13 protein-coding genes and 1 pseudogene are annotated in these 15,426 nt (G+C 62.9%); 6 read left to right on the forward strand and 8 right to left on the reverse strand.

From position 1 onward, the window contains the following. Positions 1 to 5: 5 nt before the first annotated feature. From FOY53_RS24080 to FOY53_RS18200, 3 genes and pseudogenes are all read left to right on the forward strand, one after another. A pseudogene (locus FOY53_RS24080) lies at positions 6 to 1,064 on the forward strand (enoyl-CoA hydratase/isomerase family protein); the annotation flags it as partial. A 51-nt stretch (positions 1,065 to 1,115) separates the two neighbouring features. Then, positions 1,116 to 1,988, forward strand: a complete 873-nt coding sequence (gene mmsB / locus FOY53_RS24085) for a 3-hydroxyisobutyrate dehydrogenase (protein WP_342784269.1) — start codon at positions 1,116 to 1,118, stop codon at positions 1,986 to 1,988. A gap of 156 nt (positions 1,989 to 2,144) precedes the next feature. Continuing rightward, on the forward strand, positions 2,145 to 3,188 hold the full coding sequence (locus FOY53_RS18200) for a transketolase (RefSeq protein ID WP_246107461.1): 1,044 nt from the start codon (positions 2,145 to 2,147) through the stop codon (positions 3,186 to 3,188). A 66-nt stretch (positions 3,189 to 3,254) separates the two neighbouring features. On the opposite strand, the gene uvrA is transcribed toward FOY53_RS18200, so the two are convergent. Next, entirely contained in the window at positions 3,255 to 6,113 is a 2,859-nt protein-coding gene (gene uvrA / locus FOY53_RS18205; protein ID WP_146591581.1) for an excinuclease ABC subunit UvrA, read from the reverse strand. Between the two features lie 297 nt (positions 6,114 to 6,410). On the opposite strand from uvrA, the gene FOY53_RS18210 reads away from it, so the two are divergent. Next, positions 6,411 to 7,100, forward strand: a complete 690-nt coding sequence (locus FOY53_RS18210) for a M48 family metallopeptidase (RefSeq protein WP_146591524.1) — start codon at positions 6,411 to 6,413, stop codon at positions 7,098 to 7,100. A gap of 39 nt (positions 7,101 to 7,139) precedes the next feature. Here the strand turns inward: FOY53_RS18210 and FOY53_RS18215 are convergent, their stop codons facing one another. Together FOY53_RS18215 and FOY53_RS18220 are read right to left on the reverse strand one after the other, a co-directional pair. Continuing rightward, positions 7,140 to 8,285, reverse strand: coding sequence for a YhaZ family DNA alkylation repair protein (locus FOY53_RS18215; protein WP_146591526.1), 1,146 nt, complete (start codon positions 8,283 to 8,285; stop codon positions 7,140 to 7,142). 3 nt (positions 8,286 to 8,288) lie between these two features. Continuing rightward, a complete protein-coding gene (locus FOY53_RS18220) occupies positions 8,289 to 9,065 on the reverse strand; it encodes an SDR family oxidoreductase (protein WP_146591528.1) in 777 nt (258 codons plus the stop codon). A 142-nt stretch (positions 9,066 to 9,207) separates the two neighbouring features. Between FOY53_RS18220 and FOY53_RS18225 the strand changes: the two genes are divergently transcribed. Further along, positions 9,208 to 10,224, forward strand: a complete 1,017-nt coding sequence (locus FOY53_RS18225) for a Hint domain-containing protein (protein WP_146591530.1) — start codon at positions 9,208 to 9,210, stop codon at positions 10,222 to 10,224. Between the two features lie 149 nt (positions 10,225 to 10,373). Here the strand turns inward: FOY53_RS18225 and FOY53_RS18230 are convergent, their stop codons facing one another. Next, complete coding sequence (locus FOY53_RS18230; protein ID WP_146591532.1) at positions 10,374 to 10,733, reverse strand: nuclear transport factor 2 family protein; 360 nt, start codon at positions 10,731 to 10,733, stop codon at positions 10,374 to 10,376. A 114-nt stretch (positions 10,734 to 10,847) separates the two neighbouring features. Here FOY53_RS18230 and FOY53_RS18235 point away from each other — a divergent pair, with 114 nt between their 5' ends. Beyond that, positions 10,848 to 12,455 carry a peptide chain release factor 3 gene (locus tag FOY53_RS18235; RefSeq protein WP_146591534.1) on the forward strand — a complete coding sequence of 536 codons (1,608 nt, stop codon included), beginning with the start codon at positions 10,848 to 10,850 and terminating at the stop codon, positions 12,453 to 12,455. Positions 12,456 to 12,840: 385 nt separating this feature from the next. On the opposite strand, the gene FOY53_RS18240 is transcribed toward FOY53_RS18235, so the two are convergent. Genes FOY53_RS18240 through FOY53_RS18255 form a run of 4 tightly spaced genes read right to left on the reverse strand, consistent with a single transcriptional unit; the run spans position 12,841 to position 15,313 of the window. Beyond that, positions 12,841 to 13,680, reverse strand: a complete 840-nt coding sequence (locus FOY53_RS18240) for an ATP-binding protein (protein ID WP_146591536.1) — start codon at positions 13,678 to 13,680, stop codon at positions 12,841 to 12,843. Continuing rightward, positions 13,677 to 14,624: a twin-arginine translocase subunit TatC gene (gene tatC / locus FOY53_RS18245; protein ID WP_146591538.1), complete on the reverse strand. Its 948-nt coding sequence runs from the start codon at positions 14,622 to 14,624 to the stop codon at positions 13,677 to 13,679. The genes FOY53_RS18240 and tatC overlap by 4 nt, the downstream gene beginning before the upstream one ends. After that, positions 14,621 to 15,094 (reverse strand): Sec-independent protein translocase protein TatB, encoded by a 474-nt coding sequence (gene tatB, locus FOY53_RS18250; RefSeq protein ID WP_146591540.1) that lies wholly within the window; start codon positions 15,092 to 15,094, stop codon positions 14,621 to 14,623. Before tatB ends, tatC begins: the two co-directional genes overlap by 4 nt. Positions 15,095 to 15,100: 6 nt before the next feature. Continuing rightward, entirely contained in the window at positions 15,101 to 15,313 is a 213-nt protein-coding gene (locus tag FOY53_RS18255) for a twin-arginine translocase TatA/TatE family subunit (RefSeq protein WP_146591542.1), read from the reverse strand. Between the last annotated feature and the right edge of the window lie 113 nt (positions 15,314 to 15,426).

Genomic DNA, 15,426 nt, shown 5'->3' on the forward strand with positions numbered 1-15,426 from the left:
AGCCGGTGTTACGGCACCCGAAACTCCGGTGTGCGCGGCCGCACACCCCAGACACGACGGAGAGCCCTTTGTCCGACATCCTGATTCGCCATTCCGGCCGCGCGGGCCGCATCACCCTGACCCGGGCCAAGGCGCTGAATGCCATGAGCTACGAGATGTGCCGCCAGATCGAAGCGGCCCTGCTGGAGTGGCGCGATGATCCCGCCGTGGCCCTGGTGCTGATCGACGCCGAGGGCGATCGGGCATTCTGCGCCGGCGGCGATATCGCCGAACTCTATGCCCGGGGAATCGCGGGCGACTTTGCCTATGGTCAGACCTTCTGGCGCGACGAATACCGGCTGAACGCGCTGATCGCCGAATATCCGAAACCCGTGGTGACGTTGATGCAGGGGTTTACCATGGGCGGCGGCGTCGGCATCGGCTGTCACGCCGGACATCGGGTCGTCTGCGAAAACAGCCAGATCTCGATGCCGGAATGCGGCATCGGTCTGGTGCCGGATGTCGGTGGCAGTTTTCTGCTGGCCCGGGCACCGGGGCGGCTGGGCGAATACCTTGGACTGACGGCGGCACGCATGGGGCCGGCGGATGCGATACTGGCAGGATTCGCGGATCTGTATGTTCCCCAGGCACACTGGCCCGGCATCATCGCCGCTCTGGAACAGGACGGCGAGGTTGACGCGCTGCTGGCCGCTGCGGTCACGCCTCCCGAGGGCACGCTCGCCGTGTCGCTGGCGGAAATCGACGCCCTGTTCGCCGGCGAACGGCTGCGCGATGTGGTCAATGCATTGCGCGCCTCGGACAGTGCCTTTGCCACGCAGGCATTGACGGCGCTGGGACGCAACGCGCCGCTGTCGATGGCTTGCACCCTGGAAATCCTGCACCGGCTGCGTCAGGGCACCCCCAGCGTGCGCAAGGCGCTGGAGCTTGAATACCGCTTTACCCACCGGGCGATGGAACACGGCGACCTGCTCGAAGGGATCCGCGCCGCGATCATCGACAAGGACCGCACCCCCGCCTGGAAACACAGCCTGGACACCGTGCCGCTGACAGGAATGGCGGCGATGCTGCAACCGTTGCGCGGTGTGAGACTCGACTTTCATGAGGAGAAGACAATGATGAACATCGCCTTTATCGGGCTCGGCAACATGGGCGGGCCGATGGCCACCAACCTGTACCGCGCCGGACATCATGTTACCGGCTATGACACCGCATCAGTGGCGGTCCAGGGCGTGTCGAGCGCCCATTCGGCCGTGGACGCCGTGGACGGCGCCGACGTGGTCATCACCATGCTGCCCAACGGTGATATCCTGCGGTCCGTCGCGAACGAGATCATACCGGCCATGAAACCGGGCGCGGTGTTCCTCGACTGCTCGACCGTCGACGTGGAGAGCGCCCGCGCCGTGGCAGCACAGGCCGAGGCCGCCGGTTTGCTGCCGCTGGATGCGCCGGTGTCGGGCGGTATCGGTGGCGCGACGGCCGGCACCCTGACCTTCATGGTGGGCGGATCCGATGACGCGCTGGCAAAAGCCGCGCCGCTGTTGGACATCATGGGGCAAAAGACCGTGCACTGCGGCGCCTCCGGCAACGGTCAGGCGGCGAAGATCTGCAACAACATGATCCTTGGCGTGACGATGATCGCCACCTGCGAAGCCTTTGCTCTGGCCGACAAGCTCGGTCTCGACCGTCAGGCGATGTTCGATGTGGTCTCGACGTCGTCAGGCTACAGCTGGTCGATGAACGCCTACTGCCCCGCCCCCGGCATCGGTCCGAAATCACCGGCGGACAACGGTTATGCGCCCGGCTTTGCCGCCGATCTCATGCTCAAGGATCTGCGCCTGTCCCAGCAGGCCGCCGAGGCCGCAGATGCCGATACGCCGCTGGGTCAGGCCGCCACCGACCTCTACCGCCGGTTTGTCGAGGAAGAAGATGGCAAGGGGCGCGATTTTTCCGCCATGCTGCCGCGCTTCGAAGGCCGGCGGCGCGGATAACGGCGCGGCCGTAGGCGGCACATCGCCTGCCGCCCCGCTGCACCGGAACTTAATGGCGTGGTCACGGGTTCAGGGGGTAAGGGACCGCTGTTTACGGGTTGGTCCACCCAGGAATCCGGCGCCGCGATGTGGTCCGGACATGACAAGAGGTCCGAGATGAAACATTGCCTGACAGCTGCCACGCTTATCGTTTTCGCCGCCACTTCCGGAACGCAGGCCAGCCCCATTGCTGTCCCGGCCACCTCGATCGCCGAATTCCTGCCCATCACCGGACCGGACTCCCTGATCCTGATCAAGGAGGGCAAAGGCAAGGACAAGAAGGCGAACAAGAAGCGGCGCAAGGATCGCGAAAAGGCCGGAAAGAAACACCGCAAAGCGCGTGAAGCTGCCGCGAAATCACATGAAAAGGCCGAAAAGAAACAAGAAAAAGCGGTCAAGAAAATTCTGAAAGAGGCGGAAAAGGACCACAAGGACCTGACCGAAGGCCGCTTTGTCCAGCGTGTTGTTCGTTCCGACGATGAACGCCGCACCCTGGTTGATGCCCTGCTGTCCGCCCGGGCTCCGGACGGCCGCGACATGTCCGCCCTGCTTGCCGCCGTGCCTCTGGCGCTGCTGGGGCAGCAGGTGGTGATTCAGGATCTGCCGGAACGTGAATTGCTGACGTATCGCAATTGCCCTCCGGGCCTGGCAAAAAAAGACCCCCCCTGTGTGCCGCCCGGTCTGGCCAAGAAGGGAGTCACCTACGAGGAATGGGTCAGCTACGATGACGACGATCTTGACGATCTGCTGATCGCGCGCCGCGACCTCTACCTTGGGGACAACTACCGGGACGACGGTGATTTTCCCGAAGATGTCCGGTTGCTGCTGACCTCGGAACAGATCGCTCAGCTGTTTGATCTCGAGCCCGCACCGGAGGGCCAGCGTTACGCTCTGATCGACGGTCTTCCGGTCCTGCTCGAAAGCGCGGACTATGCCGCACTGACCAAGGTGTCCGAACTGTCCCGCGTCGCGGAATTGAATGACAGCCTGCGGATCGCGCCCACCGCCGCTCTGACACAGGAAGAATTGCGCCGCACCTACCGTCTGCCCGAGCTTGAAGACGGCTACAACTATGCGGTTCTGAACGGCGAACTGATCCAGCTTGACGATCAGGCCTATGAAACACTGCAACTGATCCGTGTGGCGCGCGCCATATTCTGATCTGAACCGGAACATCGCCCAGCCTGCCGTCATCACGACGGCAGGCTTTTTTGCATTTTTTTCAGTCTATTCGGCAGCGACCTTGCGCGACTGTAGCATCGGCTTGAGATACCGCCCGGTATGGCTGCGCGGCTCTTCGGCAACTTGTTCCGGTGTGCCGACAGCCACAATCTCGCCCCCGCCGTCGCCGCCTTCGGGTCCGATGTCGATCAGCCAGTCGGCCGTCTTGATCACGTCCAGATTGTGCTCGATCACGACTACCGAGTTGCCCTGATCAACCAGTTGATGCAACACTTCCAACAACTTGCGCACGTCTTCGAAATGCAGGCCAGTGGTCGGTTCGTCAAGGATGTACAGCGTTCGACCGGTCGACCGCCGCGCCAACTCCTTGGAGAGTTTCACCCGCTGCGCTTCGCCCCCGGACAGGGTGGTCGCCTGCTGCCCGACCTTGATGTAGCCCAAGCCCACATGCATCAGAGCGTCCATCTTTTCACGGATCGACGGCACCGCCTGAAAGAATGTCTGGGCATCTTCAACAGTCATATCAAGAACGTCGGCTATGCTCTTGCCTTTGAACTTTATTTCCAGCGTTTCCCGATTGTAGCGCGCGCCCTTGCAGGTCTCGCAGGTCACGTAGACATCCGGCAGAAAGTGCATCTCGATCTTGATCACGCCGTCGCCCTGACAGGCCTCGCAGCGCCCGCCCTTGACGTTAAAGCTGAAGCGTCCGGGTTTGTACCCGCGCGCCTTGGCCTCGGGCAGACCGGCGAACCAGTCGCGGATCGGCGTGAAAGCCCCGGTGTAAGTCGCTGGATTCGAACGCGGAGTCCGACCGATCGGACGCTGATCAATGTCGATCACCTTGTCGAGATGCTCAAATCCCTTGATGGTCTCGCATGGCGCGGGCGTCTCTCGGGCGCCGTTCAACTTGGTCGCGGCATTCTTGTACAGGGTCTCGATGGTCAGTGTGGATTTGCCACCGCCCGACACCCCCGTCACGCAGACGAACTTGCCTAGCGGAAATTCGGCGCTGACGTCGCGCAGATTGTTGCCGGTGGCTTTGACAACCTTCAGTTTCTTGCCGTTTCCCTTGCGTCGCATGGTCGGCACCGCAATTTCACGCGTGCCCGTAAGATACTGACCTGTAATGCTCTTCGGGTCAGACGCAATGGCATCGGGCGTGCCATGGCTCACCACCTGGCCGCCATGCACCCCGGCCCCCGGACCGATGTCAAAGACATAGTCCGCCTCGCGGATCGCCTCTTCGTCATGTTCGACCACAATCACGGTGTTGCCCTGGTCGCGCAGGTTCTTCAGCGTCCCCAGCAGACGGTCGTTGTCGCGCTGGTGCAGCCCGATTGAGGGCTCGTCCAGCACATACAGCACCCCCGTCAGACCAGAACCGATCTGCGAGGCCAGGCGGATGCGCTGGCTTTCGCCCCCGGACAGGGTGCCGGAATTGCGCGACAGAGTGAGGTATTCAAGCCCGACATTGTTAAGAAAACCAACACGTTCGCGGATTTCCTTGAGAATGGCGCGGGCAATTTCGTTTTTCTGTTTCGACAAGGCATCCGGCACGGTGCCGCACCAGTCATAGGCTTCCTTGATCGACATCCGGACGACCTGGCCGATGTGCTGGCCGCCAATCCTGACCGCCAGCGCCTCCGGCTTGAGCCGGTAGCCGTTGCAGGTGCCGCAGGGGCGGTTGTTCTGATAGCGTTCGAACTCTTCGCGGATCCAGTTGGAATCGGTTTCGCGGTAACGGCGCTCCATATTGGGGATCACCCCCTCGAACACCCGCGAGACCTGGTAGATGCGCCCGCCTTCGTCGTAGCGGAAACTGATTTCCTCTTCACCCGATCCGCGCAGAAACACCTGCTGAACGTTGTCAGGCAAATCTTTCCACTTGGCGCTGGGACTGAATCCGTAATGTTTCGCAATGGCCTGGATCGTCTGAGTAAAGTAGGGCGACTTGCCTTTGCGCCACGGCGCCAGCGCGCCGTCGCCAATCTTCAGGTCTGCGTCGGGCACCACCAGTCGCTCGTCGAAGAACAACTCCATTCCCAGTCCGTCACAGGACGGACAGGCGCCATAGGGCGCGTTGAAGGAAAACAGCCGCGGTTCGATTTCCGGAATTGTAAAACCGCTGACAGGACAGGCAAAATTTTCTGAGAAGGTGATCCGTTCCGGCTCGTCGTCGCCGGGCGCGGTTTCGAGAATCGCGATTCCGGACGCCAGATCCAGCGCGGTGCGGAAGGAATCCGCCAGCCGGGTTTCCAGCCCTTCCTTGACAACCAGCCGGTCGACGACAACGTCGATGTCGTGGCGGAATTTCTTGTCCAGCGTCGGCGGTTCATCCAGTTCGTAAAATTGGCCGTCTACCTTGACCCGCTGGAAGCCCTGCTTGCGCAACTCAAGGAATTCCTTGCGGTATTCCCCCTTGCGGTCGCGCACGATGGGCGCCAGCAGATAGGCGCGTGTGCCCGGCTCCATCGCCATCACCCGGTCGACCATGTCCTGCACCTGCTGTGCCTCGATGGGCAGGCCGGTGGCAGGGCTGTAGGGGGTGCCTGCGCGGGCAAAGAGCAGCCGCAGATAGTCATAGATCTCGGTCACCGTGCCAACGGTCGAACGCGGGTTCTTTGATGTGGTCTTTTGCTCGATGGAAATCGCAGGGCTGAGCCCCGAGATGTGATCGACATCGGGTTTTTCCATCATGTCGAGGAACTGCCGCGCATAGGCGGACAGCGATTCAACATAGCGGCGCTGGCCTTCGGCATAGATGGTGTCAAAGGCGAGCGAGGATTTGCCCGAGCCGGAAAGCCCGGTGATCACAACCAGTTGGTCACGCGGGATGTCCACGTCGATGTTCTTGAGGTTGTGTTCGCGCGCGCCGCGCACCTCGATGTACTTCTGCTCGGCCATGAGACCCCCGATCTGCAACGGTTAAGACATAGTTGACGTCGACGGTTTCGCCAACTTAAAATTGAGAACGCATAGGGAACAAAGCACCGCGTGGCCCCGACAGCTTCCAGATGTGACAGCCTCGGTCAGACCGTGATCAGGGCAGGCCGACAACGGCTGCACCCAGACCCGGCATGGCGATTGCAGGGCAGCCAGCCTGACCGATGTCGGCATCGCACACACAGAAGTCAATGCGCGGTCGCAGAAACAGCGGTGCGCCCCCTTGGCGGCGCGCAGCCGAAAGGCCATATCTGAAGCATGCTGAAGTTCACCCCGATCCTGCTGGCGATCCTGTATGCCCTGGCCATGTACCGGTTTTCGGCCTGGCGTACCGCGCGCGAGTTGGATTCCCGGTCCACCGAACTGGCCGATGCACGGCTGCGCAGGCTGACGGACCGGATGGCGGCGGCGCTGAACCTGGACCGGATCAGGGTGCACATCTACGAAATCGATCCGGTCAACGGGCTGGCTGCACCTGACGGGCGGATTTTCATCACCCGGGGGTTTTACCGCAAATATCAGAACGGCGAAGTGTCGGCCGAGGAACTGTCCTCGGTCATTGCGCACGAGATGGGCCATGTCGCGCTGGGTCATTCGCAACGGCGGATGATCGACTTTTCCGGCCAGAATGCCCTGCGCACGGCGATGATCATGCTGCTGAACCGGGTTCTGCCCGGGATTGGCGCGTTCTTGGCCAATGCGGTGATGTCCCTTCTGGCGGCCAAGCTGTCGCGCTCGGACGAATACGAGGCGGATGCCTATGCCGCCGCGCTGCTGACCAAGGCCGGGATCGGTGTCGCGCCGCAGAAGTCGTTGTTTCTCAAGCTCGAAGACCTCACCCAGTCGCGATCCGGAGCGGCGCCCGCCTGGTTGCTGAGCCATCCGAAAACGTCGGAACGCATCGCCGCGCTCGAAGCGCTCGAGGCGCGCTGGACCCCGGTTTCCTGATCGCCGGGGCGGTCGCGTCCGGCCCGGGTCGAACCGGGATCAGGCCTGCACCTCGAACGCCACCTCCGCCCGATCCAGCCCATTGACCTGAACAACAAGACGGTGCAGGCCACTGTGCCATCGAAACGTCGTGGCATCGCCCTTGATCAGGTGCGATTTGCGCCACCGGCCCGGTGCGGCGGCAGAGATGTCCGCCGTGCCCAGCTTGAACACCTTGGAGCCGGTCTTGCCGTTGGGGCGGGCAAAGTGAATGCGGTAATCGACCAGCACCCGGGTGTCTGTCTCGGCCCCGACGGTGACGTCAAATTCCAGCCGTTCGCCGACAGCAACGCGCGTCCTGTCCAGCTGCACGGAAACGCTCAGAGCCGTGGCATCACCATACCCCAGCAGGGCCAGCGCCCCCGGATCACCCCGCTTGACGGCGGTGCGCAAGGCATGGCGGGTCATCCAGTCAAGTTCCCCGGGGCACTGCCTGCCGTCTTCGCGCCACTGGCGCAACCGGGTTGTCACCGCGTCCGGCGCCAGCTTTGAGATGTCGTTCATATGATTGGCGACCGACCGGGTCACATACCGCGTCGGATCGCTGTGCAGCCGGTCCAGAAACGCCAGCGGCACAAGAGGATCCAGCGTGATGTTGCGCGCCCATGGCAGCCGGGGCCGGGTGCCTTCGCTGACCAGACGGCGGACATGGTAATTGTCATCCCCGACCCACTGGCGCAGCCGGTCCAGCGTCGGACCCGGCCGGGCATTCAGAAACGGCCGGATATAGAATTCCATCGAAAACCGTTGCGTGGCGCGGTAGATGAGGTCGAGCGCCCGCTCGGTATGGTTTTCCAACCCGTGGCGTACCGCCAGAATGCCGGGCACGGCGTGGATGAACTGGCCAAAGTCGTTGTCGGTGCGGGCCGGGTCCAGCGGCGGCGGCATTGCCGCCTCCAGCGCCTCGGCCATTGCGGGAAACTCCCGCGGCAACTGCGCGGCTATGCCATCCGCCAGAAACTCCAGCCGCTCCAGCAGCCCGCGCCCCGGCATCCCGGCCAGAGCCTGCGTGGCAAACGCGGCGCCGTCAAAGCCCGGCAGCGCGGCGTACTCCCGCGACAGTTGCGCGATGGTGCGGGCGTTGAACAGCTGATCCGCCAGTGAAAAGCCGGCACCTCCGCCCTGCCCGTCTGGTCCGCGCGCCATGGGTTACAACGTCGCGTTCACGGCACCGCCGTCCAGCAGGATGTTCTGACCGACGATGAAACCGGCGTGCTGCGAACAAAGAAAGGCACAAGTCGCACCGAATTCCTCTGCCGTACCATACCGCCGCGCCGGAATGGTCTCGCAGCGGTTGGCGCGGGCCTGCTCGATCGGGATGCCTTCGCGTTCGGCGACGCCGGAATCCAGTGACGTTGCGCGGTCGGTTGCGTGAATGCCCGGCAGCAGATTGTTTATCGTCACACCGCTGGGCGCAACCTGCCGCGATGTCCCGGCGACATAGCCGGTAAGCCCGGCGCGGGCGGCATTCGACAGGCCCAGAACGGCAATCGGCGACTTTACCGACTGCGAGGTGATGTTGACCACCCGCCCCCAGCCGCGCGCCATCATGCCGGGCAACAGCGCCTTCATCAGCGCGATCGGAGCCAGCATGTTGCCGTCCAGTGCGCGGATGAAATCGTCCCGCTCCCAGTCCGACCACATCCCCGGAGGCGGCCCGCCGGCATTGGTCACCAAAATGTCCACCGCGCCCGCAGCCTCCAGCACCCGCGCGCGTCCGTCTTCTGTGACAATATCGGCAGCCACCGCCGTCACCGACACGCCATAGGCGCGCAACGCCTCGGCAGTGGTTTCCAACGCCTCGGCGCCGCGGGCATTCAGCACAAGATCGACACCGGCCCTGGCCAAAGCCTCGGCGCAGCCGCGTCCCAGCCCCTTGCTCGAGGCGGTCACAAGCGCCCGTTTACCCGCAATACCCAGTTCCATCCGCGCCCCCATTTACCTGTCCTGTTGTGCCGGTCCCCGAATTACCGGGCCGGGGTCCATTTGATGCCACATTTCCTTTTCATACAATGGCATTATAATCCTTACTTGCCGCAACCCTCGGCGTGATCCAAAACCCGATATCATGACAGACTCCGACCGGAACCGACCCACCCAGAGCATCGGCGTTTTCCGCGCCGAACACCTGCGCGTGGTCAATGGGGCCAATCAGGGTGACGGGCTTGGCCCCGCAGACGACCTGATGCTGGACGACATCTACCGCCTCTCGCCGCTGGCCGTGCAGGTGCCGCTGGGTCTGGTGATCCAGGCAGAGGCGCCGTTCCGCATCGCCCGTGACAGTCAGACCGGCGCGGCCGGAGCCGACATCCACCTCGACTGCTGCGTGACCTTCATGTCCGGCGACGGGCAGACCACCGAATGTCTGGTGCTGGTCGAGACGGATTCCGGGGGTGACATCGCCTCGGTTTACGTGCTGCCACTTGCGCCGCTGGATCCGCGCGTCGACTATGCCTTGGTCGGAATCAATCCCGACACGGCGCTGCGCAAGTTCGCGCAGGTCGCCTGTGTCTCGTTCACCCGCGGCACAATGATCACACTGGCATCGGGACAGCAGACACCGGTCGAGGCCCTGTCGGTCGGCGACCGGGTTCTCACGCGCGACGATGGCGCCCAGCAGGTCCGCTGGATTGGCCACACCACCACCCGTGCCGTCGGCGCATTTGCACCGATCCTGATCCGCGCGGGCACGCTGCACAATACCGGTGACCTTTTGGTCAGCCCCGATCACCGGCTGTTCATCTACCAGCGCACCGACAAGCTCGGCGCCGGACGGGCAGAACTTCTGGTCAAGGCGCGGCATCTGGTGAACGGCACCACGGTCACCCGGCTCTATGGCGGTTTTGTCGACTACTTCCAGATGCTGTTCGACCATCACCAGATCATCTATGCCGAAGGCATTGCCGCCGAATCCATGCTGGTCGATACCCTGACCCGTGCGGCCCTGCCGGAGGAACTCGATGACCGGCTGGCAGCGCTGCTGTCAGGACACAGCGACGGGTCACTGCTCGAGATCGAAGTACAGGAATCCCTGCTCAGCCGCCCGGACGTCGCTGAACTGCTGCGGAAATCTTCGGGCGGTTGAACCCCCGCCGACTGAAGCCTTGCCAAGGTTCGTACGGATCAGCCCCCGGCACGGTCGACACGTCCGCCGGTCCTTGAATGGGCCTCTGTCCGGCCCGGCTTGCCGATGCCTGTCCTGCGACCGGAACCGGCAATCCCGTCCCTGCGCGATCAGTAAAAGAACTCTTCGCGCACAATCTTGTCACCAGCCACCGTGTAGACGGCGACTTCCTTCATCTCGAACTCCTTGCCATTCGCCTTTTCCCGGCCCTTGAAATCGAAAACAACGGCAAACCGGTCGTCGGGATGCAACATCGGATCGCTGACGCTGCCGCTTATCATTTCCATATTCTCGTTCCACCAGGCGTGTTTCCCGCGAATGGCATCCAGTCCCTTGGCCTCGCGCCCCATGCCGTTGTCCATCGCTTCGACCGACACCGCATCGCTGGCATACAGTCGGCCCAGGTTTTCCGATTCCGTGTGATTGCGGCATCCGTTTACCAGCGTCTCGGCGATTTCCCTCAATGTCATGACTTCCCCCTAAATGTTCACACTATGTTCTCACACTAGATTACCAGGCCGAGTCGATCAAGTGTCGCGTGTGCGGACTTGCAAATGGCCCGTCTGCACGCCTATAGGCTAGCCATGCTGGACACGCCCTCAAACCGCCCCGACCTGCCGACGGAAATCGCCCGTCGCCGCACCTTTGCGATCATCTCGCATCCGGATGCGGGCAAGACGACGCTGACCGAAAAGTTCCTTCTGTACGGGGGCGCAATCCAGATGGCCGGTCAGGTCCGCGCCAAGGGCGAGGCGCGGCGCACACGCTCCGACTTCATGCAGATGGAAAAGGATCGTGGCATCTCCGTCTCGGCCTCGGCGATGTCGTTCGATTATCGCAACTTCCGCTTCAATCTGGTCGACACGCCCGGCCACTCGGATTTTTCCGAAGACACCTATCGCACCCTGACCGCGGTTGACGCGGCGGTGATGGTGATCGACGGCGCCAAGGGTGTCGAGAGCCAGACCCAGAAGCTGTTCGAGGTGTGCCGCCTGCGCGACCTGCCGATCCTGACCTTCTGCAACAAGATGGATCGCGAAGCGCGCGACACCTTCGACATCATCGACGAGATCCAGGAAAACCTGGCCATCGACGTGACCCCGGCCAGCTGGCCCATCGGCATGGGCCGCGATTTCCTCGGGTGTTACGACATGTTGCGCGACCGTCTGGAACTGATGGACCGTGCCGACCGCAACAAGGTCGCAGCCACAATCGAAATGAACGGTCTCGACGACCCTCTGCTCGCAAAGCACGTGCCCGCCGAACAGCTCGCCAAACTGCGCGAAGAGGTCGAGATGGCGCGCGAACTGCTGCCCGCGCTGAACCGGCAATCGGTGCTCGAAGGGCACATGACCCCGATCTGGTTCGGCTCGGCGATCAATTCGTTCGGGGTCAAGGAACTGATGGACGGGATCGGCACCTATGGTCCGGAACCGCAAGTCCAGAAGGCGACGCCGAGACATATTTCTCCTGAAGAAACAAAGGTTTCCGGATTTGTCTTCAAAGTTCAGGCGAACATGGATCCGAAACACCGCGACCGTGTCGCCTTTGTCCGCCTCGCGTCGGGACACTTTGAACGCGGCATGAAGCTCACGCATGTGCGCAGCAAGAAACCCATGGCGATCACCAATCCTGTACTTTTCCTTGCCGCCGACCGCGAGCTTGCCGAAGAAGCCTGGGCCGGCGACATCATCGGGATCCCCAACCACGGCCAGCTGCGCATCGGCGACACCCTCACCGAAGGCGAGATGCTGCGCGTCTCGGGCATTCCCTCCTTTGCGCCCGAGCTGTTGCAGACCGTGCGCGCCGGGGACCCGATGAAGGCCAAACACCTGGAAAAGGCCCTGATGCAGTTCGCAGAGGAAGGCGCCGCCAAAGTCTTCAAGCCGTCCTTCGGGTCGGGGTTCATCGTCGGCGTCGTTGGCGCCCTGCAGTTCGAGGTGCTGGGCAGCCGCATCGAACTGGAATACGGTTTGCCGGTGCGCTTTGAAGGCTCGCAATTCACGTCGGCGCGCTGGGTGGACGGGCCCAAAGACAAGGTTGACGCCTTCATGGCTGCAAACAAGCAGCACATCGGCCATGACAACGACGGTGACGTGGTCTATCTGACGCGGTTGCAGTGGGACATTGACCGGGTCGCACGCGACTATCCCGAGGTGACCCTGTCAGCGACCAAGGAAATGATGGTCTGACCGGGGCCAACGGCGCCCCGATGCTACCAAGGTGATACTGGCGCCACTGACATTTTTCCCCGTCACAGCGCCGGTTCCGACACGGGTGGGCAACCTGTACCGACAGGTGTGATGGGCCCTGCCAGCGCGGCGCGGGGTCGGTCCTGCAGCCAACCAGGTTGCCAGATGGCGTTCCGGATCGCCCGCGCGCCCGAAGCGGATGGATCTGGCCGGGGGAAAGCCTCAGCAGCCAATGCAGTGGTCACATCCTGAGCCGCGCCACAGACATCCGCGCCAGCCCGAGGCACCGCCAGCGGCGGCGCCGAGAATTCCGGTGCGCCAAAGGCGCTCCTCCGGATCACGGCACTCCCGGGCACATGGGCGGATGACAGCCGCCGACATCACGTCACGGAATGCGCACCGCATGGCGTCCGGCCAGGTCGACGAAGAACTGCCAGGCCACCCGGCCCGAGCGGGCGCCACGCGTCGCCTGCCACTCGATCGCTTCGGCTCGCAGCACATCCCTGTCCACCGACAGCCCATGCGCGGCGCAGTAGCCGTCGATCATCGCCAGATAATCGTCCTGGGTGCAGGGATGAAACCCCAGCCACAACCCGAACCGGTCTGACAGCGACACCTTCTCCTCGACAGCCTCGCTTGGGTTGATTGCGGTCGATCGTTCGTTCTCGATCATGTCCCGCGGCATCAGGTGCCGTCGGTTCGAGGTGGCGTAGAACAGCACATTTTCCGGCCGTCCCTCGATGCCGCCATCCAGCACCGCCTTCAGGCTCTTGTAATGCTGGTCATCATTGGAAAACGACAGGTCATCACAGAACAGCAGGAAACGGTGGCGAGACCGGCGCAGCAGGTTCAGCAGTCGGCTGACCGAGGGCAGATCCTCGCGCTGCAACTCGACGATCTTCAACGCCTGCCCGCGCGCCAGAACCTCGGCATGGACCGCCTTGACGAGGCTGGATTTTCCCATGCCCCGCGCGCCCCAGAGCAAGGCGTTGTTCGCAGGCAAGCCCCGGGCAAACTGTTCGGTATTCGTCAGCAGGGTGTCGCGGCTGCGGTCGACCCCGATCAACAGCCCCAGATCGACCCGCGACACCTCGGCCACCGGCTCGAGCCGGTCCGGCGCCACGTGCCAGACGAAAGCGTCAGCCGCGTCAAAATCCGGCGCCTGCATCGGCGCAGGCGCCATCCGCTCCAGCGCCGCCGCAATCCGCTGCAATGCCGCGCTCACTTGCCGTCATCCTCGAACTCGGCCGCCATAGCGTCTTCTTCGGCGTCATCCTCGAACCACAGACCCTGGGCCCGCAGATCGCGTTCCCGCTTGCGTTCGACCAGGCGCACCAGAAAGATCGAGATCTCGTACAGCCCGTAGACCACCACAAACAGGATCACCTGTGTTGTCACGTCCGGCGGCGTCACCACGGCGGCCAGCACGAGAATGCCCACCATCGCATATTTCCGCACCGCCCCCAGACCCGCCGCAGACACCAGCCCGGCCTTGCCCATCAGCGTCAGAAGAACCGGCAGCTGAAAGCACAGCCCGAAGGCCATGATGAATTTCAGCGTGATGTCCAGCGACTCGTTCACCTTGCCGAAAAAGGTGATGCGCACGCCTTCGGTGGTTTCGGGCACCACCGCCGCATCGGCCGGCAAGCCGTCAACCAACCCTTCGGGCAGGTTCACCGGTGCCGACTGCAGCAGGTTCGCAAAGATCGAACTCACATCCGCGAATCCGAGAAAGAAGGCCATCGCCAGCGGTGTGACGATGAAATGTGCAAAGCTCGCCCCCAGCAGAAACATGAAGGGCGAGGCGATCACGAAGGGCAGGAAGGCCCCCTTTTCGGACTTGTAGAGCCCGGGCGCCACAAACCGCCACATCTGGAAAGAGATCACCGGAAACGCCAGCGCAAAGCCGAACACCATCGAGATCCGGAACAGCGTGAACAGATATTCCTGCGGCGAGGTGTACTGCATTGTCGGCGACGGATCACCGAGGGCGCGCAATGTCTCTTCGATCGGGCCCAGCAGGAACTGCAGGATCGGCTCGGCCACGGTAAAGGCCAGCACCATGCCGATGATGAACGCCACGGCGGACCGGATCAGCCGCGTGCGCAATTCGGCCAGATGCTCGATCAGCGGCGCGCTGGAATCCTCGATGTCGTCCTTCACACTCATGCGTCACCCTTGGGCACATCGCTGGACGGTCCAACCTGTTGTTCGGCCTTCATCGCGGCTTCCATCTCGTCTGCGCGCCTGGTCGCGTCCTCGGCTTCGCGCTTCTTGCGGTCGGCAGCGGCCCGCGCGGTCGACACCTCGATCTTCTTGCGATCCGCTTCGCGCTCCTGCGCCAGCTTGCCGGTTTCGCTGTCGGGGTCGAGGCTGGTCATCGACTTTGCCGCATCCCGCACCCCGTCCATCGCCGACGACACCGGATTGGTCGCCGCCTTGAAGGTCTTGGCCACATCCTTCACGCCGGTCTCATCCGCGGCGTCGTTCATCGCCTTGGAGAATTCGCGCGCCATGCCCTTGGCCCGGCCCATGAAGCGCCCGACATTACGGAACAGCACCGGCAGGTCCTTTGGACCCACCACGATCAGGGCAACGACCCCGATGAGCAACAGCTCGGACCAGCCAAGATCGAACATGTGGCGTTACACCTTGTCTTTCTCTTGCGGTGTGACGTCCTTGGCATTTTCTGCCTGCTCGTCCTCAAGCTCCTTGCTGCCGTCGCTGACACCCTTCTTGAAGGCGGTGATGCCTTTGCCGACTTCGCCCATCAGGCTGGAAATCTTGCCGCGTCCGAACAGGACCAGCACCACAACCGCAATCAGCAGAAGGCCGGGAAGGCCGATATTGTTGAGCATCTCTCTCTCCTACCTGTGCGGGCGCTGACGGCCCGCGAAAATCACCCTCGGGTTCTAGTGGTTTTCCGCACCAGCGAAAAGCGCTTATACCCGCCGATCACGGTGGATTGCAG

The organism is Puniceibacterium confluentis (assembly GCF_007923445.1).
GTDB lineage: Bacteria > Pseudomonadota > Alphaproteobacteria > Rhodobacterales > Rhodobacteraceae > Puniceibacterium > Puniceibacterium confluentis.

What these genes read in the sequence shown, in the direction of transcription:
- mmsB (WP_342784269.1), top strand. Translation starts at nt 1,116, where the DNA reads ATGAACATCGCCTTTATCGGGCTCGGCAACATGGGCGGGCCGATGGCC.
- FOY53_RS18200 (WP_246107461.1), top strand. Translation starts at nt 2,145, where the DNA reads ATGAAACATTGCCTGACAGCTGCCACGCTTATCGTTTTCGCCGCCACT.
- uvrA (WP_146591581.1), bottom strand. Translation starts at nt 6,113, where the DNA reads ATGGCCGAGCAGAAGTACATCGAGGTGCGCGGCGCGCGCGAACACAAC.
- FOY53_RS18210 (WP_146591524.1), top strand. Translation starts at nt 6,411, where the DNA reads ATGCTGAAGTTCACCCCGATCCTGCTGGCGATCCTGTATGCCCTGGCC.
- FOY53_RS18215 (WP_146591526.1), bottom strand. Translation starts at nt 8,285, where the DNA reads ATGGCGCGCGGACCAGACGGGCAGGGCGGAGGTGCCGGCTTTTCACTG.
- FOY53_RS18220 (WP_146591528.1), bottom strand. Translation starts at nt 9,065, where the DNA reads ATGGAACTGGGTATTGCGGGTAAACGGGCGCTTGTGACCGCCTCGAGC.
- FOY53_RS18225 (WP_146591530.1), top strand. Translation starts at nt 9,208, where the DNA reads ATGACAGACTCCGACCGGAACCGACCCACCCAGAGCATCGGCGTTTTC.
- FOY53_RS18230 (WP_146591532.1), bottom strand. Translation starts at nt 10,733, where the DNA reads ATGACATTGAGGGAAATCGCCGAGACGCTGGTAAACGGATGCCGCAAT.
- FOY53_RS18235 (WP_146591534.1), top strand. Translation starts at nt 10,848, where the DNA reads ATGCTGGACACGCCCTCAAACCGCCCCGACCTGCCGACGGAAATCGCC.
- tatC (WP_146591538.1), bottom strand. Translation starts at nt 14,624, where the DNA reads ATGAGTGTGAAGGACGACATCGAGGATTCCAGCGCGCCGCTGATCGAG.
- tatB (WP_146591540.1), bottom strand. Translation starts at nt 15,094, where the DNA reads ATGTTCGATCTTGGCTGGTCCGAGCTGTTGCTCATCGGGGTCGTTGCC.
- FOY53_RS18255 (WP_146591542.1), bottom strand. Translation starts at nt 15,313, where the DNA reads ATGCTCAACAATATCGGCCTTCCCGGCCTTCTGCTGATTGCGGTTGTG.